Annotated in this window: 20 protein-coding genes; 13 read left to right on the top strand and 7 right to left on the bottom strand. The window is 72.7% G+C overall.

Annotated features, from left to right (window positions below; all coding sequences use genetic code 11):
* Positions 1-54: 54 nt before the first annotated feature.
* A complete protein-coding gene (gene gcvT / locus ACWCHM_RS04480; RefSeq protein WP_454221573.1) occupies positions 55-1,185 on the bottom strand; it encodes a glycine cleavage system aminomethyltransferase GcvT in 1,131 nt (376 codons plus the stop codon).
* Between the two features lie 161 nt (positions 1,186-1,346).
* On the opposite strand from gcvT, the gene ACWCHM_RS04475 reads away from it, so the two are divergent.
* Positions 1,347-2,918: a leucyl aminopeptidase gene (locus ACWCHM_RS04475; RefSeq protein ID WP_204959373.1), complete on the top strand. Its 1,572-nt coding sequence runs from the start codon at positions 1,347-1,349 to the stop codon at positions 2,916-2,918.
* Between the two features lie 77 nt (positions 2,919-2,995).
* Here ACWCHM_RS04475 and ACWCHM_RS04470 read toward each other — a convergent pair whose 3' ends face one another.
* Positions 2,996-3,325, bottom strand: a complete 330-nt coding sequence (locus ACWCHM_RS04470) for a hypothetical protein (RefSeq protein ID WP_145921071.1) — start codon at positions 3,323-3,325, stop codon at positions 2,996-2,998.
* Between the two features lie 142 nt (positions 3,326-3,467).
* Between ACWCHM_RS04470 and lpdA the strand changes: the two genes are divergently transcribed.
* Together lpdA and sucB are read left to right on the top strand one after the other, a co-directional pair.
* Entirely contained in the window at positions 3,468-4,895 is a 1,428-nt protein-coding gene (lpdA, locus tag ACWCHM_RS04465) for a dihydrolipoyl dehydrogenase (RefSeq protein ID WP_204959374.1), read from the top strand.
* 71 nt (positions 4,896-4,966) lie between these two features.
* Positions 4,967-6,772, top strand: a complete 1,806-nt coding sequence (gene sucB / locus ACWCHM_RS04460; RefSeq protein WP_454221572.1) for a 2-oxoglutarate dehydrogenase, E2 component, dihydrolipoamide succinyltransferase — start codon at positions 4,967-4,969, stop codon at positions 6,770-6,772.
* Positions 6,773-6,836: 64 nt separating this feature from the next.
* On the opposite strand, the gene ACWCHM_RS04455 is transcribed toward sucB, so the two are convergent.
* Positions 6,837-7,781, bottom strand: a complete 945-nt coding sequence (locus ACWCHM_RS04455; RefSeq protein WP_454221571.1) for an SDR family NAD(P)-dependent oxidoreductase — start codon at positions 7,779-7,781, stop codon at positions 6,837-6,839.
* 182 nt (positions 7,782-7,963) lie between these two features.
* Between ACWCHM_RS04455 and ACWCHM_RS04450 the strand changes: the two genes are divergently transcribed.
* Positions 7,964-8,560 (top strand): TetR/AcrR family transcriptional regulator, encoded by a 597-nt coding sequence (locus tag ACWCHM_RS04450; protein ID WP_281895383.1) that lies wholly within the window; start codon positions 7,964-7,966, stop codon positions 8,558-8,560.
* Positions 8,561-8,667: 107 nt separating this feature from the next.
* Here ACWCHM_RS04450 and ACWCHM_RS04445 read toward each other — a convergent pair whose 3' ends face one another.
* A complete protein-coding gene (locus tag ACWCHM_RS04445) occupies positions 8,668-9,039 on the bottom strand; it encodes a MerR family transcriptional regulator (RefSeq protein ID WP_204959377.1) in 372 nt (123 codons plus the stop codon).
* A gap of 55 nt (positions 9,040-9,094) precedes the next feature.
* On the opposite strand from ACWCHM_RS04445, the gene ACWCHM_RS04440 reads away from it, so the two are divergent.
* The 5 genes from ACWCHM_RS04440 (at position 9,095) to ACWCHM_RS04420 (ending at position 14,392) form a co-directional block, all read left to right on the top strand.
* Complete coding sequence (locus tag ACWCHM_RS04440) at positions 9,095-10,108, top strand: aldo/keto reductase (protein ID WP_454221570.1); 1,014 nt, start codon at positions 9,095-9,097, stop codon at positions 10,106-10,108.
* 294 nt (positions 10,109-10,402) lie between these two features.
* Positions 10,403-11,302, top strand: coding sequence for a TIGR01777 family oxidoreductase (locus ACWCHM_RS04435; protein WP_454221569.1), 900 nt, complete (start codon positions 10,403-10,405; stop codon positions 11,300-11,302).
* Between the two features lie 142 nt (positions 11,303-11,444).
* The gene (locus ACWCHM_RS04430; RefSeq protein WP_454221568.1) at positions 11,445-13,268 is read left to right on the top strand and encodes a DUF2079 domain-containing protein; all 1,824 of its coding nucleotides are present in this window, start codon (positions 11,445-11,447) and stop codon (positions 13,266-13,268) included.
* Between the two features lie 88 nt (positions 13,269-13,356).
* A complete protein-coding gene (lipB, locus tag ACWCHM_RS04425) occupies positions 13,357-13,995 on the top strand; it encodes a lipoyl(octanoyl) transferase LipB (RefSeq protein WP_204959381.1) in 639 nt (212 codons plus the stop codon).
* Positions 13,996-13,999: 4 nt separating this feature from the next.
* Positions 14,000-14,392: a VOC family protein gene (locus ACWCHM_RS04420; protein ID WP_088644634.1), complete on the top strand. Its 393-nt coding sequence runs from the start codon at positions 14,000-14,002 to the stop codon at positions 14,390-14,392.
* Between the two features lie 554 nt (positions 14,393-14,946).
* On the opposite strand, the gene aspS is transcribed toward ACWCHM_RS04420, so the two are convergent.
* Positions 14,947-16,233 carry an aspartate--tRNA(Asn) ligase gene (gene aspS / locus ACWCHM_RS04415; protein WP_454221567.1) on the bottom strand — a complete coding sequence of 429 codons (1,287 nt, stop codon included), beginning with the start codon at positions 16,231-16,233 and terminating at the stop codon, positions 14,947-14,949.
* Between the two features lie 358 nt (positions 16,234-16,591).
* Between aspS and lipA the strand changes: the two genes are divergently transcribed.
* The 3 genes from lipA (at position 16,592) to ACWCHM_RS04400 (ending at position 20,167) form a co-directional block, all read left to right on the top strand.
* Positions 16,592-17,641 carry a lipoyl synthase gene (gene lipA, locus ACWCHM_RS04410; RefSeq protein ID WP_454221566.1) on the top strand — a complete coding sequence of 350 codons (1,050 nt, stop codon included), beginning with the start codon at positions 16,592-16,594 and terminating at the stop codon, positions 17,639-17,641.
* Positions 17,642-17,879: 238 nt separating this feature from the next.
* Positions 17,880-19,400, top strand: a complete 1,521-nt coding sequence (locus ACWCHM_RS04405) for an NAD(P)/FAD-dependent oxidoreductase (RefSeq protein WP_454221565.1) — start codon at positions 17,880-17,882, stop codon at positions 19,398-19,400.
* Positions 19,401-19,477: 77 nt separating this feature from the next.
* Positions 19,478-20,167, top strand: coding sequence for a DUF4191 domain-containing protein (locus ACWCHM_RS04400; protein ID WP_204959385.1), 690 nt, complete (start codon positions 19,478-19,480; stop codon positions 20,165-20,167).
* 86 nt (positions 20,168-20,253) lie between these two features.
* On the opposite strand, the gene ACWCHM_RS04395 is transcribed toward ACWCHM_RS04400, so the two are convergent.
* A complete protein-coding gene (locus ACWCHM_RS04395; RefSeq protein ID WP_421487734.1) occupies positions 20,254-20,664 on the bottom strand; it encodes an RDD family protein in 411 nt (136 codons plus the stop codon).
* Between the two features lie 339 nt (positions 20,665-21,003).
* On the opposite strand from ACWCHM_RS04395, the gene glnA reads away from it, so the two are divergent.
* On the top strand, positions 21,004-22,428 hold the full coding sequence (glnA, locus tag ACWCHM_RS04390; protein ID WP_088644628.1) for a type I glutamate--ammonia ligase: 1,425 nt from the start codon (positions 21,004-21,006) through the stop codon (positions 22,426-22,428).
* A gap of 93 nt (positions 22,429-22,521) precedes the next feature.
* Here the strand turns inward: glnA and ACWCHM_RS04385 are convergent, their stop codons facing one another.
* A complete protein-coding gene (locus ACWCHM_RS04385) occupies positions 22,522-22,992 on the bottom strand; it encodes a hemerythrin domain-containing protein (protein ID WP_454221564.1) in 471 nt (156 codons plus the stop codon).
* Between the last annotated feature and the right edge of the window lie 18 nt (positions 22,993-23,010).

Genomic DNA, 23,010 nt, shown 5'->3' with positions numbered 1-23,010 from the left:
GCCGGGGCGAACCGGAGCCGGGGTGAGCCGGGCCCGGGGCGAAGCCGGGTGGGGTCAGCGGACGGACGGGGTGACGAAGGGGGGTCGGGTGATCCGCATCTGGGCGCGGCGGCCCCGGATGTCGACCTCGACGAGGTCACCGTCGGCGAGTTTCGGGTCGGTGTCCAGCAGGGCCAGGGCGATGCCCTGCTTGCGGGTGGGGCTGAAGGTGCCGCTGGTGACCGTGCCGACCGGGGCGTCATCGGCGTACACGGTCATGCCGGCGCGCGGGATGGCCCGGTCGACGGCCTCCAGGCCGCGCAGCGTACGGCGGGGGCCGGCGGTCTTCTCGGCGCGCAGTACGTCACGGCCCCAGAAGGCCGGCTTGTCCCAGCCCACGGCCCAGCCGGAGCGTGCCTGCACGGGGGTGATGTCCAGGGAGAGGTCCTGTCCGTGCAGCGGGTAGCCCATCTCGGTGCGCAGGGTGTCCCGGGCGCCCAGCCCACAGGCCCGCAGGTCGAAGGCCGCCCCGGCGGCGAACAGCGCGTCCCAGACCGCGACGGCGTCCCCGGCCGGCACCACCAGTTCGTAGCCCAGCTCACCGGTGTAACCGGTACGGCAGACGGTCAGTTCGGCACCGGCCAGCGTCGCCGGGGAGAAGCTCATGTAGTCGTGGCCGGTGGGCAGGTCGAGGGTGTCGAGCAGTTCGGCCGAGCGGGGGCCCTGCACGGCCAGCACGGCGTACCTGTCGTGCTCGTCGGTGACCTCGACGTCGGCCGGGGCGGCGGCGCGCAGCCGGCGGACCACCTCGGCGGTGTTCGCCGCGTTGGGGATGAGGAAGACGTGGTCGTCGGCGTACCGGTAGGCGATGATGTCGTCGACCACCCCGCCGGTGGCGTCGTCGCAGCACAGCGTGTACTGCGCCTTGCCCGCCCCGATCCGGTCCAGGTCGTTGGTCAGGCAGGAGTTGACGAACCGGGCCGCGCCGGGGCCGGTGACCCGCGCCTTGCCCAGGTGTGAGACGTCGAAGACCCCGGCCGCCGTCCGGACCGCCGTGTGTTCCCTGAGCACGCCGCCGCCGGCGTACTCCAGGGGCATCTCCCAGCCCCCGAAGGGGGCGAACTTGGCACCGAGCGCGGTGTGCCGCGCGTGCAGCGGGGAACGGCGCAGCCGGGTCACGGCGGCGTCGGAGGTCACGTCCGTCATGGGTGGCAACTTACCGCCGGCTGTCCCGCTGGTTAGCATCGGCGGGACCCGTCGGCAGTTCGGCGGGACGCACCCGCGCTCCGGCGGGTAGGTTGCCGCCGGAGACCATCACCGCCGGTACGCGACGACGCGACCGGCCCGGCCCGCCCGGAGTAGCTTCAGTGACATCGTCCAGCACCACCCTCAGCCTGGTCGACACCGACCCCGCCGAGCTCGCGGTCGACGCGATCGTGATCGGCGTGCACAGCCAGACCACCGGCCCGGACGCCACGAGCGGTCCGACCGGCACCCTGCTGCTCGCCGACGGCGCGGAGAGCATCGCCGCCGCTTTCGACGGCAAGCTGACCGCGACGCTGGCCCTGCTCGGCGCGACCGGTGGCCCGGGTGAGGTGATCAAGCTGGCCACGCTGGGCACCGTCACCGCCCCGCTGGTCGTGGCGGTCGGGTTGGGTCCGGAGCCGACCGGTGCCGCCCCCGCCCCGGAGACCCTGCGCCGGGCTGCCGGCGCGGCGGTCCGGGTGCTGGCCGGTGCGCCCCGGGTGGCGCTGAGCCTGCCGCTGCCCGACGATGCCGACGCGCCGGCCGCGCTGCGCGCGGTGGCCGAGGGGGCGCTGCTCGGCGGCTACCGGTTCGCCGGCTACAAGACCAAGCCGCAGCCGTCCCGGCGGGAGCCGGTGGCCGAGGTGCTGATCGCCGTGCCGGATGCCGCCGACGCGACCGCGCGGGCCGAGGTCGACCGGGCCACCGCCGTGGCCGCTGCGGTGCGCACCAGCCGGGACTGGGTCAACACCGCGCCGAACGAGCTGCGCCCGCCGGCCTTCGCCGACGCGGTCGCCACCGCCGCCCGTGCCGCCGGGCTCGACGTCGAGGTGCTCGACGAGGAGCAGCTGCGGGCCGGCGGGTACGGCGGCATCACCGCCGTCGGGCAGGGCTCGGAGGCCCCGCCGCGGCTGGTCAAGCTGACCTGGACCCCGCAGGGCGAGACCAACGGCAAGCGGGTGGCGTTGGTCGGCAAGGGCATCACGTTCGACACCGGCGGTATCTCGATCAAGCCGGCGCAGGGCATGTGGGAGATGAAGTCCGACATGGCCGGCGCCGCGGCCGTCGGGGCGGCGATGCTGGCGATCGCCGCGCTCAAGCCGGCCGTGACGGTGACCGGTTACCTGCCGATGGCGGAGAACATGCCGTCGGGCACCAGCTACCGGCCGGGTGACGTGGTCACCATGTTCAACGGCAAGCGGGTCGAGGTGCTCAACACCGACGCCGAGGGCCGGATGGTCCTGGGCGACGCGATGGCCCGCGCCTGCGCCGACGGCACCGACTACCTGTTCGAGACGTCCACCCTCACCGGCGGTCAGGTGATCTCGCTGGGCAAGCGGATCGCCGGGGTGATGGGCACCCCCGAGCTGTGCGAGCGGGTCAAGGTGGCCGGTGACACGGTCGGCGAGCCGGCCTGGCCGATGCCGCTGCCGGACGACGTCCGCAAGGGCATGGATTCCGACGTGGCGGACATCTCGCAGGTCAACGCGGGCATGGACCGGGCCGGTCACATGCTCCAGGGCGGGGTGTTCCTGCGCGAGTTCGTCACCGACGAGGTGGCCTGGGCGCACATCGACATCGCCGGTCCGAGCTACCACTCGGGTGAGCCGACCGGCTACTGGACCAAGGGTGGCACCGGGGTGCCGGTGCGTACCCTGCTGCACCTGGTCGAGGACGTCGCCGCCAACGGCTGACGGATTCGCGACACCACGACGGGACGCCCTCGGGCGTCCCGTCCGCGTTTTCCGGATCGTCGGCTCCGGGGTCGCCGTCAGTACCGCTCGGGGCGGCGTTTGCGGCGTTCGTTGTAGTCGCGCATCCGCTGCGGGTAGCCCATCAGCCGGACGTCGTAGATCGGGATGCCCAGGGCGTGCGCGAAGCGGCGGGCGCCGTCCGGGCCGTCGATGCGTCGCCGGGTCCACTCGCCGTCGTCGGCGATCATGATGACGGTGGTCTCGGTCATCGTGGTGCGGGGTTCGAGGTACGCCTCGACCCCCCGGCGGGTGCGGGCGAAGTTGGCCAGGTGATCCAGGTCGGCCCGGTCGGCCGGCCGGTCACGGTTGGCCGGCGTCGGCGGTTTGCGTCGCCGGAACAGCGCCACCGGGCTACTCCTCTCCCCCGTCCGTCGTCGCGGACGGTGACAAGAGTACGTGTCGGGGACGTGTCGTTGGGCACCTCGGTACGCGCCCCGGACGGGCAAGTGACAAGATGACCGAGGTGGGGTCTGCCCGTACCGCCCCGCCGTGACCCCCCGATGCAGCGAAGCGACCAGGGAGTTGGACGTGAGCGAGCCGAACGACGCAACCTTCGACATCGTCATTCTCGGAGGTGGCAGCGGCGGCTACGCGGCGGCGCTGCGTGCCGCCCAGCTTGATCTCTCCGTCGCGCTGATCGAGAAGGGCAAGCTCGGCGGCACCTGCCTGCACAACGGCTGCATCCCGACCAAGGCGCTGCTGCACGCGGCGGAGATCGCCGACCAGACCCGCGAGTCGGCGCAGTTCGGGGTCAAGGCCGAGCTGGTCGGCATCGACATGGCCGGGGTCAACTCGTACAAGGACGGGGTGATCTCCCGCCTCTACAAGGGCCTGCAGGGGCTGGTCGGCGGCAACAAGAACATCACCTTCGTGGCGGGCGCCGGCAAGCTGGTCGGCCCGAACGTCGTCGAGGTGGACGGCAAGCGGTACACCGGCCGCAACGTGGTGCTGGCCTCCGGCTCGTACGCGAGGAGCCTGCCCGGCCTGGAGGTCGACGGCGAGCGGATCATCACCAGCGACCACGCGCTGACCCTGGACCGGGTGCCGGCGTCGGCGATCGTGCTGGGTGGCGGCGTGATCGGCGTCGAGTTCGCCAGCGTGTGGAAGTCCTTCGGGGTGGACGTCACCATCGTCGAGGCGCTGCCCCGGCTGGTGGCCGCCGAGGACGAGGAGTCGTCCAAGGCGCTGGAGCGGGCGTTCCGCAAGCGGAAGATCAACTTCAAGGTCGGCAAGCCGTTCGAGAAGGTCGAGAAGACCGAGAACGGCGTCAAGCTGACCATCGCCGGCGGCGAGACCGTCGAGGCCGAGCTGCTGCTGGTCGCCGTCGGCCGGGGCCCGAACACCGCCGACCTCGGTTACGCCGAGCAGGGCGTCAAGCTCGACCGGGGGTACGTGCTGACCGACGAGCGGCTGCGCACCGGCGTGCCGAACGTCTACGCGGTCGGCGACATCGTGCCCGGCCTCCAGCTCGCCCACCGGGGTTTCGCCCAGGGCATCTTCGTCGCCGAGGAGATCGCCGGCCTGAACCCGGCCGTGATCGACGAGGTCGGCATCCCGCGCGTGACCTACTCCGACCCGGAGCTGGCGTCGGTGGGCCTGACCGAGGCGAAGGCCAAGGAGCAGTACGGCGACAAGGTCAAGGTCTACAACTACAACCTGGGCGGCAACGGCAAGAGCCAGATCCTCAAGACCGCCGGTTTCGTCAAGCTGGTCCGGGTCGAGGACGGCCCGGTGGTCGGCGTCCACATGGTCGGTGCCCGGGTCGGTGAGCTGATCGGCGAGGCGCAGCTCATCTACAACTGGGAGGCCTACCCGGCGGAGGTGGCGCAGCTCGTGCACGCCCACCCGACCCAGAACGAGGCGCTGGGCGAGGCGCACCTGGCCCTGGCCGGCAAGCCGCTGCACGCGCACGCCTGACCCACACTCATTCCGCGACGCCGGCGGCAAGCGGGCGAGGATCGCACCAGGCCACGAAGGAGTTTCAGAACATGCCGGTATCGGTCACCATGCCTCGGCTCGGCGAGAGCGTCACCGAGGGCACCGTCACCCGCTGGCTCAAGCAGGAGGGCGAGACCGTCGAGGTCGACGAGCCGCTGCTGGAGGTCTCCACCGACAAGGTCGACACCGAGATCCCCTCCCCCGCCGCGGGGGTGCTGAGCCGGATCGTGGTCGGCGAGGACGAGACCGCCGAGGTGGGCAGCGAGCTGGCCGTCATCTCCGGCGAGGGCGAGTCGGCCGGATCGCCGGACGACGGCGGGTCCGCCGAGCCGGAGCAGGCCGAGCCGGCCGCCGAGCCGACGGCCGCCGCCGAGGGCACCGGCCCGGAGCCGGAGCAGGAGCAGCCGGCGGCGCAGGCCGCCCCGGCGTCGTCGGGCGAGGGCACCCCGGTGAAGATGCCGGCCCTGGGTGAGAGCGTCACCGAGGGTACGGTCACCCGCTGGCTCAAGCAGGTGGGCGAGACCGTCGAGGTCGACGAGCCGCTGCTGGAGGTCTCCACCGACAAGGTCGACACCGAGATCCCGTCGCCCGTCGCCGGCACCGTCCTGGAGATCAAGGTCCCCGAGGACGAGACCGCCGCCGTCGGCGCGGACCTGGCGATCATCGGTGCGGCGGGTGCCGCGCCGGCCGAGTCGAAGCCCGAGCCGGAGCCCGCCCCGAAGGCGGCGGCCCCGAAGGCGGAGCAGCCCAAGGCCGAGCCGAAGCCCGAGGCCGCCGAGCCGACCCAGGGGGCGGGATACAACGAGCCGGCCGCCGAGGCCGAGTCGGCGGCCCAGCCGGTGCAGGCCGAGCGGGCCGCCCAGCCGGCCGCGCCGGCGGCACCGGCCGCGCCCGCCCAGGGTGGCGGTGACACCCCCGGTTACGTGACCCCGCTGGTGCGCAAGCTGGCCGGCGAGCACGGCGTCGACCTGGCCTCGGTCAACGGCACCGGCGTGGGTGGCCGGATCCGCAAGCAGGACGTGCTGGAGGCGGCGGAGAAGGCCAAGGCCGCCAAGGCGACGCCGGCCCCCGCCGCGCAGCCGGCCGCCGCGGCGACCCCGGCCGCACCGGCGGCGAAGCCGCAGCCGAGCGGCAAGCGGGGCACCACCGAGAAGCTGACCCGCATCCGCAAGGCCATCGCCAACCGCCTGCAGGAGTCGCTGCACGAGATGGCGCAGCTCACCACGGTGATCGAGGTGGACGTCACCCGGATCGCCAGGCTGCGGGCACAGGCGAAGGACTCGTTCCAGCAGCGGCACGGCGTGAAGCTGTCGTTCCTGCCGTTCTTCGCGCTGGCCGCCATCGAGGCCCTGCAGACGTACCCGATCGTGAACGCCCGGATGGACCTCGACGCGGGCACCATCACCTACCCGGACGCCGAGAACCTCGGCATCGCGGTGGACACCGAGCGGGGCCTGCTGACGCCGGTCATCCACAACGCCGGTGACCTCAACCTGGGCGGCATCGCCAAGCGCGTCGCCGACCTGGCCGAGCGCACCCGGACCAACAAGATCAGCCCGGACGAGATCGCCGGGGCGACCTTCACGCTGACCAACACCGGCAGCCGGGGGGCGCTCTTCGACACCCCGATCGTGCCGTCGCCGCAGTCGGCGATGCTCGGTACCGGTGCCGTGGTGAAGCGTCCGGTCGTGGTGAACGACCCGGACCTCGGCGAGGTCGTCGCGGTCCGGTCGATGGTCTACCTGGCCCTGTCCTACGACCACCGGCTGATCGACGGCGCCGACGCGGCCCGTTTCCTGGTCGCGGTCAAGGAGCGGCTGGAGGGCGGCAACTTCGAGGCCGAGCTGGGCCTGTAACACCCGTCCACGGCGGCGCCCCCGGTCGATCGACCGGGGGCGCCGCCGTCGTTCACCGGGCGGGTCAGCCGCGCAGGGTCTGCTCGGAGACCGTCCAGAGCCGCTCGGCGGCGGCCGGGTCGAGGGCGTACGCGGCGACGCCGGTGCGGGTGCCGGGCTGGTGCGGGGCGGCCTGCTGGCAGTCCTCGAAGTACCGGCCGCCGATCCCGTCGAGCAGCGGCGAGGTGGCGACCAGCACCGAGGTGGCGGCACCCTGCTCGACGGTCTTCCAGCTGGCCGCGCCGCCTCCGCTGGCGGCCCGCATCCGCTCCAGTTCCTCGGCGCTGACGTAGCGCTGGAGGTTGGTGCGGATCGCGCCGGGCATCAGCGCGTTGCTGACGATGCCGTCGTCGGCCCAGCGCCGGGTCGCCTCGACGGCGAAGAGCACGTTCGCGGTCTTCGACTGCCCGTAGGCCTCCCACGGGTCGTAGGGGCGCTGCCGGAAGTGGATGTCGTCGAAGACCACCGGGGAGCGCAGGTGCCCGGCGGAGCTGACCGAGACGATGCGGGCCCCCTCGGCGGCGGCGAGGGCGCGGTGCAGCCCGGCGGCGAGGGCGAAGTGGCCGAGATGGTTGGTGGCGAACTGCAACTCCCAACCCTCGGGGGTGCGCCGCTCGGGCGAGGCCATGATGCCGGCGTTGTTCACCAACATGTGCAGCGGCCCGTCCCAGCTGGCCACGAAGGCGGCCACCGACGCCTGGTCGGCGAGGTCGAGCGGGGCGACCAGCAGCCGGTCGTTGCCGGTGCTGGCGGTGATGTCCCGGGCCGCCCGCTGACCGGCGTCGAGGTCCCGTACGGCCAGGGTGACGTCGGCGCCGGCGGCGGCGAGGGCGCGGGCGGTCTCCACGCCGATGCCGGAGGCGCCGCCGGTCACCACGGCCCGGCGGCCGGTGAGGTCGACGTCGCGGACCACCTCCAGGGCGGTGGTCCGGGCGTCGAAGGGGGTGTGGACTGGCGTGTCGGTGGTCATGATCCGTCCTTGTCGGTGCGGCGTGGGCCGGGCGGCCCGACCGGTACGATGAGAAGTGGAGGGCCCTCCGCTACGGCTCCGAGCTTAACCGGAGGTTCCTCCGGTTGCCACCCGACCCGCGAACGGGACCGACCGCCGCCGACACCACCCGTCGGCACCACTGCACCAGACCAGGAGGCGACGTGTCGCAGAACCGCTCAGGAGGCGACGCGCCGGAGCGTGGTTCCCGGCCGTTGCGCGCCGACGCGCTGCGCAACCGGCAGCGGCTGCTCGACACCGCCGTGCGGGCGTTCTCCCGACAGGGGCCGGAGGTGACCCTGGAGTCGATCGCCCGGGACGCCGGGGTCGGCATCGGCACCCTCTACCGGCACTTCCCCACCCGGGAGGCACTGGTCGAGGCCGCCTACCGCAGCGAACTGGCCAAGCTCTGCGCCGCCGCCGACGACCTGCTGACCCGACTGCCACCCGCCGAGGCGACCCGGGCCTGGATGGACCGCTTCGTCGACTACCTGGCCACCAAACGGGGCATGGCCGACGCCCTGCGCCTGGTGATCGCCGCCGGCACCAACCCGTACGCGCAGAGCCGGGACCTGCTGGTCGCGGCACTGACCCGGCTGCTGGCGGCCGGCGTCACCGCCGGCACGATCCGCCCGGACGTCGACCCGGGCGACGTGCTGGCCGGGCTGAGCGGGATGTCACTGGCGGCGCAGGGGCCGGAGCAACGGGACCTCGCCGGTCGCCTGCTCGACCTGCTCATGGCGGGACTGCGCCGACACTGACGGCGAGGACACCGACCGGACGGGCAGCCGACCCACCAGGCGCGCCCGGCTGACCTCGCCCCGGCCGGGTCGGCACCCAGCCGAGCGTGACCGGCGTGGCCCGGCGTTCAGGGGGCGGGGGTCGCCCCGGTGAGGCCCTGGTAGAAGCGGATCTTCTCGCGCAGATGGGCGTACTGGCGCTGGAGCAGGGTCAGCTGTTCCTCGACCCGGGCGGCGTGCTGCTCCAGCAGCTCCTGCCGGGCGGCCACGGTGTGCTCCCCCTCGCGGGACAGCTCGGCATAGCGGCACATCTCGGCGATCGGCATGCCCGTGTCGCGCAGGCAGCGGAAGATCACCAGCCAGCTCAGGTCGTCGTCGGTGAAGACCCGACGGCCACCCGAGGTGCGGCCGACGCCGCTGAGCAGGCCGATCTTCTCGTAGTAGCGGAGGGTGTCGAGGCTGAACCCGCTGCGCCGGGCGGCCTCCGAGGGCGGGTACATGGGCCGGATGTTACCGCTTGACCTGGAGCGCACTCCAGGTTGAAAACTGGTCGGCATGACGACGACACGGACTCTGGGCCGCAGTGGAATCGAGGTTGGCGCGATCGGCATGGGGTGCTGGGCGATCGGTGGCCCGCTGTGGGGCGACGACGGCCAGCCGTACGGCTGGGGTGAGGTGGACGACGACGAGTCGGTCGCCACCATCCACCAGGCCCTCGACCTGGGCGTCAACCTCTTCGACACGGCCAGCAACTACGGGGCCGGGCACAGCGAGCGGGTGCTCGGCCGGGCGCTCGCCGGCCGGCGGGACAAGGCGGTGATCGTCACCAAGTTCGGCAACCGATCCGACGAGGCGACCCGGCGGGCGCTGGGCGTGGACGCCAGTCCGGCGTACGCGGTGGCCAGCCTGGAGGGGTCGCTGCGCCGGCTCGGCACCGACCACGTCGACCTCTACCTGCTGCACCTCAACGACCTGCCGGCGTCCGCCGCGCTCGACCTGGTCGACACCCTGGAGGGCCTGGTCACCCAGGGCAAGATCCGGGGGTACGGCTGGAGCACCGACAACCCGGAGTCGGCACGGGTGTTCGCCGGGGCGGGGCCGCACTGCATCGCCGTCGAACACGACGAGTCGGTGCTGAGCGACAATCCGGAAATGCTCGCCGTCTGCGACGCCTTCGACCTGGCCAGCCTCAACCGGGGACCACTGGCGATGGGCCTGCTCACCGGGGCCACCCGCACGCCGGGCGCGGACGACGTGCGGGGCCGGGCGCCGGAGTGGCTGGTCTGGTTCCGCGACGGCCGGCCCACGCCCGAGTGGGCGTCCCGGGTGGCGGCGATCCGGGCGGCGTTGACCGTGGACGGCCGTACCCTCAGCCAGGGCGCGCTGGGCTGGCTGCTGGCCCGCAGCCCCCGTACGCTGCCGATCCCCGGCTGCCGGACGGTGGCACAGGCCCGGGAGAACTTCGCCACCCTCGCCCTCGGCCCGCTCCCGACCGACGCGTTCGCCGAGGTGGAGCGGCTCCTGGCCGACCTGCGCCCGACCCCGGCCCGCGACACGGCCGCCCGGTAGGTCCCGCCGCCGCGCGTCCGCTGCCCCCGCCGCCTCCCCGGCCCCGGTCCTCCCGCCTCCCCGCCCACCCCCGCCCCGACTCTCCACCCCGCCCGGTTCGACCGCCGCCCCGCCCGCGGTGATCAAGAGCTTTAGGTCAGTTGATCAAGAGGTTTAGGGCAAGTTGAAGATCAACCTTGACGCAAACCTCTTGATCACCGGGGCGGAGCGGTCGGAGGGCGGGGTGGTCGGAGGGCGGGGTGGGGGTGGGTGGTCGGCGCATCTGGTCGGGGGCTCGTGCCCGAAGATAGGGGTATGCGGATCCTGATGGCCGGCGTGTCCGGCTTCCTCGGCACCCGGCTGGTCGACCGCCTCACCAACGACGGGCACCAGGTCACCCGGCTGGTCCGGCGGTCGCCGCGGACCCCCGACGAGCAGCGGTGGGACCCGACCGCCGGGCAGCTCGACCCGGCCGTGGTGGCCGGGGTCGACGCGGTGGTCAACCTGGCCGGCGCCGGGGTGGGCGACAAGCGGTGGACCGACGACTACCGCCGGGTGATCCGGTCCAGCCGGGTCGACACCACCACCACGCTCGCCGTCACGATCGCCGGGTTGCCGGCGGCCGACCGGCCCCGGGTGCTGCTCAACTCCTCGGCGGTCGGCTGGTACGGCAACACCGGCGACCGGGTGGTCGAGGAGGACGCCCCGGCGGGTGAGGGGTTCCTCGCCGACGTGTGCCGGGTCTGGGAGGCGGCGACCCGACCCGCCGAGGACGCCGGGGTCCGGGTGGTACGGCTGCGGACCGGTCTGCCGCTGCACCGCGACGGCGGGCTGCTCAAGCCGCAGTTGCTGCCGTTCAAGCTGGGCATCGCCGGCCGGCTCGGCAGCGGGCGGCAGTGGCTGCCGTGGATCTCGTTGCGGGACTGGCTGGACGCGACGGTGTTCCTGCTGACCGCCGGGGAGGTCGCCGGCGCGGTCAACGTGGTCGGCCCGAACCCGGTCACCAACGCCGAGTTCACCCGGGAGTTCGCCCGCCAACTGCACCGGCCGGCGATCGTGCCGATCCCGGCGGTCGCCCTGAAGGTCGCCCTGGGCGGCTTCGCCCAGGAGGCGCTGACCAGCACCCGGGTCCTGCCCGCCGTGCTCACCCGGGCCGGTTTCCCCTGGACCCACCCCGAGCTGCCCGCCGCGCTGCACGCCGCCCTGCACGACTGACCCGGACGGCCGCCGACCGACGACCGGCCGGGCCGGTGCTACGGCTAGGTCGGCCCGGTGGCCGGGCACCCGGCGCAACCGGGGGCGGTCGGGGTCCCGGGTCCGACCGGTCGGTCCAGTTCGGGTTGGTAACGTCCGCTCCGTGCCGACTTCCCCGACCCTGGCCGCCGACCAGCCGCCCACCGCCGCGCCGGATGCCGCCCGGGGTCGGCGGGCCGACCTGATCGTGCTGGTCGTCGCGGTGGCGTTGGCGGTCTGGGTGACCAGTGGGCTGTGGCGCGACCCGAACCAGCGGGCGATCACCGTGAACTCCAGCGACCAGGCGCTCTTCGAGTGGCTGCTCGCCTTCGGCGGGCACGCGGTCACGCACGGGGAGAATCCGCTCTTCACCCATCTGCTCAACGTGCCGGACGGGGTGAACCTCGCCGTCAACACCTCGATCACCGTGTACGCGGTGGTCTTCGCGCCGCTGACGTACCTGATCGGACCACCGGCGACGTTCCTGGTCGTCCTCACCCTCAACCTCGTCGCCACCGCGCTGGCCTGGTACTGGCTGTTCTCCCGGCACCTGGTCGCCAGTCGGCTCGCGGCGGGCGTCGGGGCGTTGTTCATCGCCTTCTCCCCCGGCATGGTCGCGCACGCCAACGCTCACCTGAACTGGACCGCCGGCTGGTTGGTGCCGCTGCTGGTGTCGGCGGTGTTCGCGTTGCGTCGGCCGGGGCGCTGGTGGCGGGGCGGGCTGGTGCTCGGCGTGCTGGTCGCGGTGGCCTTCTCGATCGCCGCCGAGGGGTTGTTCTTCACCGCGCTGGCGGTCGCCGTCTTCCTCGCTGTCTGGGCGTTGCACCCGGCCCGACGAGCCGAGGCCCGCGCCGCGCTGCCGGACTTCCTGCGCGGGCTGGGCGTGACCGCGCTGGTCGCCGGGGTGCTGCTGGCGTACCCGCTGTGGTTGCACTTCGCCGGGCCGCAGCGGTTCCACGGCACCGGATTCGACCCGGTCATCCACGCCGAGGACATCGCCGCGTTCGGGGCGTACCCGAGCCGGTCGGTGGCCGGCGCGCTGGGCTGGGACACCTCGCTGGCGCCCAATCCGACCGAGGAGAACAGCTTCTTCGGGCTACCGCTGTTGCTGCTCACCGTGGCCTGCTTCGGGTGGCTGTGGCGACGGGCCAGCCCCGGCCGGCGGGCCACGCTGACCGCCCTCGGGGTGACCGCCGTGGTCTTCGCGGTGCTCTCCTGGGGACCGCTGGCGAAGTGGAACGGCCGACGCACGGGTCAACTGCTGCCCTTCGGGGTGCTGGACAACCTGCCGGTGGTCAACGCCGCCCTGCCGTCCCGGTTGGCCCTGGTGGTGGCCCCGGTGATCGGGGTGCTGCTGGCGTACACGATCGACCGGTTGCGGACGACGCCGCCGGGCCGCACGGCGGCCTGGGCGTGGCTGGTGGGTTTCGCGGCGGCGCTGCTGCCGCTGTTGCCGACCCCGCTGCTGACCAGCGTCCGCCCGCCGGTGCCGGAGTTCGTCACCGCCGGCACCTGGCGGGAGTACGTCTCACCGGGCGGGGTGCTCACCCCGATCCCGTTGACCCTGGACGTGACCCCCGACGGGCAGCGCTGGCAGGCGTACGCCCTGTCGCACCGGCAGGGCGAGTTCCGGTTGCCGGCCGGCTTCTTCCTCGGCCCCGGCGGCCCGGACGGACGGGGTCGGATCGGGCCGCCGCCGCGCACCTTCGACACGCTGATGGACCAGGCCGGCCGGACCGGGCTGGTGCCGATCGTCACCGAGGGCAGCATCCGCCTGTCCCGGGCGGATCTGCGGTCCTGGGGGGTCGAGGCGGTCGTCCTCCCCGACGAGGTGCACGGGGCCAAGTACGACCTCGACGAGGACGCCCTGCGCCGCACCGCCACCGCCCTGCTCGGCGAGCCCCGCCGGGTGGACGACGTGTGGCTCTGGTCGGTCCCCGCCGCCTGACCGGTGCACACCGTTCTGCGGGGTCACCCACGGTGGCGCGACGAGGCTCACGGGGCGCGGCGGCGGCGGGCGGGGCTAGGGTGGCAGGGTGAGCGTGACGACTTCCGGGGTGACCGCCGTCCGGGCGGGCGTGGTCGACTACCCGACCGCGTGGGACGAGCAGCGGCGGCTGCACGCGGCGGTGGTGGCCGGTGAGCGCGGCGACACCGTGCTGCTGCTGGAACACCCGAGCGTCTACACCGCCGGCAAGCGCACCGAGCCCTGGGACCGGCCGATGGACGGCACCCCCGTCGTCGACGTCGACCGGGGCGGCAAGATCACCTGGCACGGTCCGGGGCAGCTCGTCGGCTACCCGATCGTCCGGCTACCCGACCCGGTCGACGTGGTCGCCTACGTCCGCCGCACCGAGCAGTTGCTGATCGACGTCTGCGCCGAGTTCGGGCTGACCGCCGGCCGGGTCGAGGGGCGCAGCGGCGTCTGGGTGCCCGCCGACGGCCGGGGGCCGGCCCGCAAGGTGGCCGCCATCGGCATCCGGGTCGCCCGCGGGGTCACCCAGCACGGCTTCGCGATCAACTGTGACTGCGACCTGTCGTACTACGACCGGATCGTGCCCTGCGGCATCGCCGACGCCGGCACCACCTCGCTCACCGCCGAGCTGGGCCGTCCGGTCCCGGTGACCGAGGTGCTGCCCGTGGTGGAGCGGCACCTGCCCACCCTGCTCGGCTGAGCCGGTGCGGATCGACCTCGTCACCCTCGTCGTCGCCGACTACGACCCGGCCATCGCGTTCTTCACCGGGATTCTCGGCTTCGAGCTGGTCGAGGACGCGCCCTCGCTGACCAACGACGGCCGCCCGAAACGGTGGGTGGTGGTCCGTCCGCCCGGCGCGCAGACCGGCATCCTGCTGGCCCGCGCCGACGGCGAGCGGCAGGACGCGGCAGTCGGTGACCAGGTCGCCGGCCGGGTCGGCTTCTTCCTCCGGGTCGACGACTTCGACGCCGTCCACCGGCGGATGGTCGACGCCGGCGTGGAGTTCGTGACGCCGCCGCGCACCGAACCGTACGGTCGGGTGGCCGTGTTCCGGGACATCGCCGGCAACCGCTGGGACCTGCTCGGCCCGGCCTGACCCCGCTGACCCCGCTGCACCCGTCGGGCCGCCGCAGATCCACCGGCACCGGATCCGCCACGCTGCCGCCCAGCGCCGTCCGCCGCAACCCCGCTCAGGCCGCTCAGGCCGCTCAGGCCGCTCAGGCCGCTCAGGCCGCTACGCAGCGTAAGAAAAGCTACCGGGTAGCACCTACCCCTCTCCCCCGCTTTGCTCTGCTGCCCTGGAGGCACCGCATCCGGAAAGTGACCGTCGCGTCGATGGCAGCAGAGCAAAGCGCGGATAGGCAGGTAGGTGGGGTAGGGAGAAGTAGCGACGAAACCCCTGATCAGCGAGGTGCGGGGCTGAGACGTGACAAGAACGGGCTTCACTTACACCCCGCACCGATCACGGAGGGCAATCAACGGCGACACCGGTGAGGCCGCTACCCAGAGTGCAAGCCCGGTGGGCGACCACGGACGGCCGGGCAGACCAGGCGGCCGCCGCAGGCCAGCATCGTCGGCCCGGCCGCCCGGCCCGGTCCGCCCCACCAGCCTCCAGGCCGGCCCAGCTCGTTCGCGCGGACACCCGGCGGTTCAGGGGGTCAGCCGGTGCAGGTCGCGCGGGAAGGCGGTCACCTCCCGGACGTTGGCCGCGCCGACCAGCCGGGCCACGAACCGCTCCAGGCCGATCGCGAAGCCGCCGTGCGGCGGCATCCCGTGCCGGAACGCGTCCACGTAGCCGGCGTACGGCTCGACCGGCTCGCCGCGCGCCGCGAGGGCCGCCAGGTAGTCGGCGTGGCGGTGCAGCCGCTGCCCGCCGGTGACCAGCTCCAGGCCCCGGAAGAGCAGGTCGAACCCGTTCGAGTACGCCGGCCGGGCCGGGTCGGGGTGGGTGTAGAACGGCCGCTTCGCCATCGGGTACCCGGTGACGAAGAGGAAGTCCGACCCGTGGGTGGCGCGGGCCCACTCCCCCAGCGTCCGCTCGTGGGCGGGGGCCAGGTCGGGTTCGTCGGGGGGTGCGCCGGCGATCCGCAGCGCCTCGGTGAAGTGCACGGCGGGGATCTCGGCCGGCACCTCGGGCAGGGTCAGGCCCAGGGTCGCCACCGCGCCGCCGGCCCGCCGGGCCACCTCGGCGAGCATCCCGGCGAGGGTGTCCCGCAGCACCGCCATCACGTCCCGGTGGTCGTCGACGAAGCCCAGCTCGGCGTCGAGCGAGGTGTACTGGGCCAGGTGCCGGACGGTGTCGTGCGGTTCGGCCCGGAACACCGGCCCCACCTCGTAGACCCGCTCGAAGACGCCCACCATGAGCTGCTTGTAGAACTGCGGCGACTGGGCCAGGTACGCCGGTCGACCGAACCAGTCCAGGGCGAAGACGTTCGCCCCGCTCTCGGTGGACGTGGCGACCACCTTTGGGGTGTGCACCTCCACGAAGTCACGGGTGTCCAGGGTGGCCCGGAAGCCGGCCACCGCCGCCGCCGCGATCCGCAGGGCCGCCGCGCGGGTCGGGTGCCGCAGCGCCACCGGCGCGTGGTCGAGCTGGGTGGGCAGGGTCGCGGTGAGCGCCGGCCGGTACAGGTCGAACGGCGGCGGTACGGCGGGCGGGCCGAGCGGTCGTACGGTCGGGTGGGTCAGCTCGACCCCGGCGGGCGCGGTGCCGTTCGCGGTGACCGTGCCGACCACCTCGACCACCGTCTCCTCGGGCAGCGCCGTCACGGCGGCCCGCACGGCCGGGTCGGTGACCACCACCTGGGTCAGGCCGGTGGTGTCCCGGACGATCAGGAAGGCCACCGACTTGAGCAGTCGGCGGCGGTGCACCCAGCCGGCGATCCGCACGGTCGTGCCGGTGCGGGTGGGCAGGTGGGCGGAAAGGATGCGTTGCACGGCGGTTACCTCCTCGATCAATCGCAACGCGATCCCCGGGAGGTGTGGGCGAGCGGGAACCTCGCGGTGCCACCACACCTTCGCTCCCGCCGTGGCGGGAGCCTCATTCGTCGCCTTTTCACCGGGGCCAGCCGGGCGGGCTCTACTGGGCGTGCGGGCACGCCGTTCTTCCCGCGGCTCGGGAGGGTCTTCGCGCCCCGGCGTCAGACCGCCTTCCAGCAACCGGCGGCTCTCTGCACTGGCGGATCGGGGCGGTACTCGGCTCCGTCACAGCTCTGCCGGCACGCTAGCACCCGTTCCGTCGGCCTGTAACGGGCTTTTCCGGTCGCCGGGTGGCCGGTGTCACAACACCGGTGACGTGACGCCGGTCGCCCGACGTGCATCGATCGCCGCCGTCGGGCGTAGGCTCGGTTTTGTGACGATCGAGCACTCCGCGCCGACGACCCAGCAGGCAGCGCGCTCCGCGACGGTCGCCCCCGAGGGGCGACGGATGCTGCGGATCGAGGCGCGCAACGCCGAGACGCCGATCGAGCGCAAACCGCCGTGGATCAAGGTCAAGGCCAAGATGGGGCCGGAGTACACCGAGCTGCGGGGGCTGGTCTCGCGCGAGGGGTTGCACACCGTCTGCCAGGAGGCCGGCTGCCCCAACATCTACGAGTGCTGGGAGGACCGGGAGGCCACCTTCCTCATCGGTGGCGACCAGTGCACCAGGCGCTGCGACTTCTGCCAGATCGACACCGGCAAGCCGGCCGAGTTCGACGCCGACGAGCCGCGTCGGGTGGCCGAGTCGGTGGCCACCATGGGCCTACGCTACGCCACCATCACCGGGGTGGCCCGCGACGACCTGCCCGACGGCGGTGCCTGGCTCTACGCCGAGACGGTCCGGCAGATCCACGCGTTGCGCTCCGGCTGCGGTGTCGAGCTGCTGATCCCCGACTTCAACGCCGTCCCCGAGCAGCTCGCCGAGGTGTTCGGGGCCCGGCCGGAGGTGCTGGCGCACAACGTCGAGACGGTGCCGCGGATCTTCAAGCGGATCCGTCCGGCGTTCCGCTACGAGCGTTCGCTCGACGTGATCCGGCAGGCCCGCGCCGCCGGCCTGGTCACCAAGAGCAACCTGATCCTGGGCATGGGCGAGGAGCGGGCCGAGGTCTCCCAGGCGCTGCGCGACCTGCACTCCGCCGGCTGCGAGCTGATCACCATCACCCAGTACCTGCGCCCCACCCCCCGGCACCACCCGGTGAACCGCTGGGTCAAGCCGGAGGAGTTCGTCGAGCTGCGCGAGGAGGCCGAGGAGATCGGCTTCGCCGGGGTGATGAGCGGGCCGCTGGTGCGGTCGTCGTACCGGGCGGGGCGGCTCTACCAGCAGGCGCTGGCGGCCCGTCAGGACACCCCGGTCACCGTCGGCTGACCCTGGGACGCCACCGGGCCACGCCCGCAGAAAACCACCGGGCACGACTGCGGAGGAACACCGGCACGACGACGCCCGCCGGGCATTCGAGTGTGTCGATCTTCCCAGACCTCGGCGGCACCCGCAAGAGGTGTCGGGCCGCAGCTCGGCGTCGATTCGGCGACGCTGTCCGGGCACGGCGGGATCGTGTTAGATTCCGCCAGCCCTGACCCGCAACTCATCGATGGTGGTGTCTTTGATGGCGCAGCCGCACACGGTTGTCATCGGCGCCGGCCCTGCCGGCCTCACAGCCGCGTACGAGTTGACCCGGCGACACGCCCCGGTCGACGTGGTGGAGGCCGACGACGTGGTGGGCGGGATCAGCCGCACCGTGGAGCGGGAGGGCTGGCGGTTCGACATCGGCGGGCACCGGTTCTTCACCAAGGTGTCCCGGGTCGAGGCGTTCTGGCACGAGCTGCTCTCCGACGACGACTTCCTGCTGCGCCCCCGGATGAGCCGCATCCACTACCAGGGGCGGCTCTTCGACTACCCGCTGCGGGCCGGCAACGCGCTGCGCAACCTGGGCGTGTGGGAGGCGTGCCGGTGCGTCGGGTCGTACCTGTGGGCGCGGGTGCGTCCGCCGGCCGACCAGAGCCACTTCGAGGGCTGGGTGTCGGCCCGGTTCGGGGCCCGGCTGTACCGGATGTTCTTCAAGACGTACACCGAGAAGGTCTGGGGCATCCCCGCGACGGAGCTGCAGGCGGACTGGGCGGCCCAGCGCATCCGCAACCTCTCCCTCGGCGCGGCGATCCGGGGCGCGCTGCTGCCCCAGCGCGGCGGCACCGAGGTGACCAGCCTGATCGAGGAGTTCCGCTACCCCCGGCTCGGCCCGGGGATGATGTGGGAACGCTGCGCCGAACTGGTGGTCAAGGGCGGCGGGACGGTCGAGCTGGAGACGGCCGTGCGCACCGTGCACCGCGAGGAGGGCCGGGCGGTCGCGGTGACCGTCGACGGCCCGTCCGGCCAGCGGCGGATCGCCGCCGACCAGGTGGTCTCCAGCATGCCGATCTCGGCCCTGGTCCGGGCGATGGACCCGCCCGCCCCGGCCGAGGTACGCGAGGCCGCCGACGCGCTGCGGCACCGGGACTTCCTGACCGTGGCGCTGGTGGTGCCGGCCGAGGCCGGGTTCCCCGACAACTGGATCTACGTGCACACCCCCGGGGTGCAGGTCGGGCGGATCCAGAACTACGGCGCCTGGTCGCCGGAGATGGTCCGGGCCGGCGGCACCTGCCTGGGCCTGGAGTACTTCGTCAACGAGGGCGACGAGCTGTGGTCGACCCCCGACCCGGAGCTGGTCGCCTTCGGCACCGCCGAGCTGGAGCGGCTCGGCCTGGTCCGCCCCGGCTCGGTCACCACCGGGTACGTGGTGCGGATGCCGAAGGCCTACCCGGTCTACGACGAGGGGTACGCCGAGGCCGTCGAGGTGATCCGCCGCTGGCTGGCCGAGGCGGTGCCGAACGTGCACCCGGTGGGTCGCAACGGCATGCACCGGTACAACAACCAGGACCACTCCATGCTCACCGCGATGCTGGCCGCGGAGAACATCCTCGACGGCACCGACCACGACGTCTGGGCGGTCAACGTCGAGGAGGACTACCACGAGGAGGGCGGCACCGGCAGCGCCGACGCCGGTCGCGGCGAGGGTGGCACCGGCCGCGCCGCCCCGGTGGTGCCCCGTCCCCGTACCGCGCCGGTCGGGGACCGCTCGCCCACCGGCTGACCACCACCACGGACGGACCCCGGCCGACCACCGGCCGGGGATCATCCGTCCTGGCGGCGACCACTAGACTCGGCGGCATGGCAAAGCCCCAGGAGAAGGTGTCGTTCGGCCAACGGCTGAAGCAGATCGGGATGGTGTTCCGGTTCACCGCCAAGCAGGACAGGTGGTTCGCGCCGCTGGCCGCCGGGGCGGTGCTGATCCCGCTCGCGCTGACCGTGGTCGCGGTGATCCTCTGGGGCTGGCTCTGGCTGCCGATCGGCATCCTGTTCGCCCTGCTCGCGCTGCTGGTTGTGCTCAACCTGCGGTCCAACAAGGCGATGATGAACGCGGCCGAGGGGCAGCCCGGCGCGGCGGCGCAGATCATGGAGAGCATGCGTGGTGACTGGCGGGTCACCCCGGCGGTCAGCTCCACCACCCAGATGGACATGGTGCACCTGGTGATCGGCCGGCCCGGGGTGATCCTGCTGGCCGAGGGGCACCCGCAGCGGGTCCGGGGCCTGCTGGGCCAGGAGAAGCGCCGGCTGGCCAAGGTCATCGGCTCGGCGCCGCTGCACGACTACGTGATCGGCCAGGGCGAGGGCGAACTGCCGATCCGCAAGCTGCGGATGACCCTGATGCGGCTGCCGCGCACCCTCAACGGCAAGGACGTCAACTCGCTCGACAAGCGGCTCAAGGCGCTCACCGCCCGGCCGCAGATGCCCAAGGGCGCGATTCCCAAGAACATGCGGCCGCCGGGCCGCGCGTTCCGCCAGACCCGGGGCCGCTGAACCCCCATCCGGTACGCCTCCGCGAGCCGGGCCCGTCCGTCGGGTCCGGCTCGCGTCGGGTCCGGGGCCAGCGGGGTGGTGCTGGTTCAGCGGGCGGGGCGGGGAGCGTCGGCGATGACCGCGCCGGTGAGCCGGTCGTGCAGGCCACGACGCTGAGCGTCCATGATCAGGGGCGGTACCACCAGGGCCAGGAGCAGGCCGCGCAGGAGCGCCCGGGGGATCCCGAGCCGCCCGCCGTCGGACCAGTCGAGGCAGCGCAGCCTGGTGATCCACATGCCGGGGGTCTGGGCGAAGAGGCCGAGGAAGAAGCCGTACTCGACGATGAGCACCAGCACCGGGGCCCAGCCGTCACGGACCGGGTCGGCGAAGAAGTTCGACACCAGCAGGCAGAGCACCCAGTCGATCACCAGGGCACCGAACCGTCGGCCGAGGCCGGGCGGGTCGAAGGTGGGGTCGGTGGCGGGCGGCACCGGTGCCGCAGCGGGCGGACTCGTCACGGTGGTCCAGGGTAGTCAGCGCCGGCCCGGGGCCGCCCCGCAGCCCGTCGTCGGGCGGCGGACGCTCCGGAACCGCTCCAGGATGGCCCCGGGACGACCAGCAGGTGGACCCCGGGGGCGTTCCCGCAGTCTGTGCAAATTCGGTCTTTTCATCCTGAACAGCGATACAGCGCTTCAGCCGGTATCGTCCGAACGGACAACCCGGCGGGTACTGAGCGGCGCAGATGACGCTCCGCTAGCGGCGTAACACGGCAGAAACATTGGAGACACGGGCGAGCAACCCCATGGTCATAGCGTCGCCAGAGCCCAGCCACCGGAGTGGACGTGCCAGGAGGACGTGTGTTTGCCAATCCCGAGGAACTCCTGCGATACCTCAAGAACGAGGACGTAAAGTTCGTCGACGTACGTTTTTGTGACCTGCCCGGCGTGATGCAGCACTTCAACCTGCCGGTGGAGTCCTTCGACGACAGCGTCTTCACCGACGGTCTCGCGTTCGACGGTTCGTCGATCCGCGGTTTCCAGGCGATCCACGAGTCGGACATGCTCCTGCTCCCGGACGTCGCGACCGCCTTCATCGACCCGTTCCGCGCGCAGAAGACCCTCGCGCTCAACTTCTTCATCCACGACCCGTTCACCCGTGAGGCGTACTCCCGGGACCCGCGCAACGTGGCCAAGAAGGCCGAGGCCTACCTCGCCGCCAGCGGCATCGCCGACACCGCGTACTTCGGCGCCGAGGCGGAGTTCTACATCTTCGACTCGATCCGCCACGAGACCTCGGCGCACCAGTCGTTCTACTACATCGACTCGGTCGAGGGCGCGTGGAACACGGGGCGTGAGGAGGCCGGCGGCAACCGCGGCTACAAGACCGCGTACAAGGGCGGCTACTTCCCGGTGCCGCCGGTGGACCACTACGCCGACCTGCGCGACTCGATCGTGCGTCGGCTGGTCGACGGCGGTTTCACCGTGGAGCGTTCGCACCACGAGGTCGGCACCGCCGGCCAGTCGGAGATCAACTACAAGTTCTCCACCCTGCTGCACGCCGGTGACCAGCTCCAGCTCTTCAAGTACATCGTGAAGAACGAGGCCTGGGCCAACGGCAAGACGGCCACCTTCATGCCCAAGCCGCTCTTCGGCGACAACGGCTCCGGCATGCACACCCACCAGAGCCTCTGGCTCAACGGCGAGCCGCTGTTCTACGACGAGACCGGCTACGCCGGCCTGTCGGACACCGCCCGCTGGTACATCGGTGGCCTGCTGCACCACGCCCCGTCGCTGCTGGCGTTCACCAACCCGACGGTCAACTCGTACCGTCGGCTGGTGCCCGGCTACGAGGCCCCGGTCAACCTGGTCTACTCGCAGCGCAACCGCTCCGCCTGCACCCGCATCCCGGTCACCGGCAGCAACGCCAAGGCCAAGCGGGTCGAGTTCCGGGTGCCGGACCCGTCCAGCAACCCCTACCTCGCCTTCTCGGCGATGATGATGGCCGGCCTGGACGGCATCAAGAGCAAGATGGAGCCGCCGGCCCCGATCGACAAGGACCTCTACGACCTCCCGCCGGAGGAGTGGGGCGACGTCAAGCAGGTGCCGGGCTCGCTGCCAGAGGTGCTCGACGCCCTGGAGGCCGACCACGACTACCTGCTCGACGGTGGTGTCTTCACCCCCGACCTGATCTCCACCTGGATCGGGTGGAAGCGGGCCAACGAGGTCGACCCGGTGCGTCTGCGCCCGACCCCGCACGAGTTCGCGATGTACTTCGACTGCTGAGCGGTCACGCACACGGAGCAGGCCCCCGGATCTCCGGGGGCCTGCTCCGTGTGGTGGTGCGGACGTGTCGACCGGCCTGCGGGTGTGACGCGCTCACAGCGGTCCGAAGACCACGTGTGGGTCCGCGTCCAGGGCGAGCGTCTCCAGCACCGACAGGAGCTGCCGCTCCTCGTACCGGAAGTGACTCTCCATGACCGCGGCCACCCCCTCCAGATGTCGGCTGATCTCGGCGGGGGTGGCGGCCCGCTCCACGGCGGCCCGCAGGCCGGAGAGCAGATGCCCGATCATCGAGTGGTCCTGTCTCAGGTGCCGCAGGGTGTCGCCCAGCTCGGGGTACGCCGCCGCGACAGCAGGGAACAGCAGCTCGTCCTCGCCCTCGTGGTGGCCGGTCAGCGCGGCACAGAACCCGTGGCAGAACACCAGCAGATCCCGGGTCGCCGGCTCGGCGTCCGCGCCGTCCCGCAGCGCGTCCCGGGTCACCCGTAGGGCCTCGCGCAGGCGATGGTGGACGGTGCGCATTTCCTGACTCCAGGCGATCAGCCTGGTCTGCTCGCCCTCAGACACGCGAGGGCGAAGGGAACG

This window comes from Micromonospora sp. SCSIO 07396 (assembly GCF_053667945.1).
This window is presented reverse-complemented; position numbering and strand designations above follow the sequence as displayed.

Excerpts from the sequence above, each read along its gene's own strand:
- ACWCHM_RS04455 (WP_454221571.1), bottom strand. The coding sequence starts at position 7,781 with ATGACCACCGACACGCCAGTCCACACCCCCTTCGACGCCCGGACCACC.
- ACWCHM_RS04435 (WP_454221569.1), top strand. The coding sequence starts at position 10,403 with ATGCGGATCCTGATGGCCGGCGTGTCCGGCTTCCTCGGCACCCGGCTG.
- sucB (WP_454221572.1), top strand. The coding sequence starts at position 4,967 with ATGCCGGTATCGGTCACCATGCCTCGGCTCGGCGAGAGCGTCACCGAG.
- ACWCHM_RS04440 (WP_454221570.1), top strand. The coding sequence starts at position 9,095 with ATGACGACGACACGGACTCTGGGCCGCAGTGGAATCGAGGTTGGCGCG.
- ACWCHM_RS04445 (WP_204959377.1), bottom strand. The coding sequence starts at position 9,039 with ATGTACCCGCCCTCGGAGGCCGCCCGGCGCAGCGGGTTCAGCCTCGAC.
- gcvT (WP_454221573.1), bottom strand. The coding sequence starts at position 1,185 with ATGACGGACGTGACCTCCGACGCCGCCGTGACCCGGCTGCGCCGTTCC.
- ACWCHM_RS04400 (WP_204959385.1), top strand. The coding sequence starts at position 19,478 with ATGGCAAAGCCCCAGGAGAAGGTGTCGTTCGGCCAACGGCTGAAGCAG.
- ACWCHM_RS04405 (WP_454221565.1), top strand. The coding sequence starts at position 17,880 with ATGGCGCAGCCGCACACGGTTGTCATCGGCGCCGGCCCTGCCGGCCTC.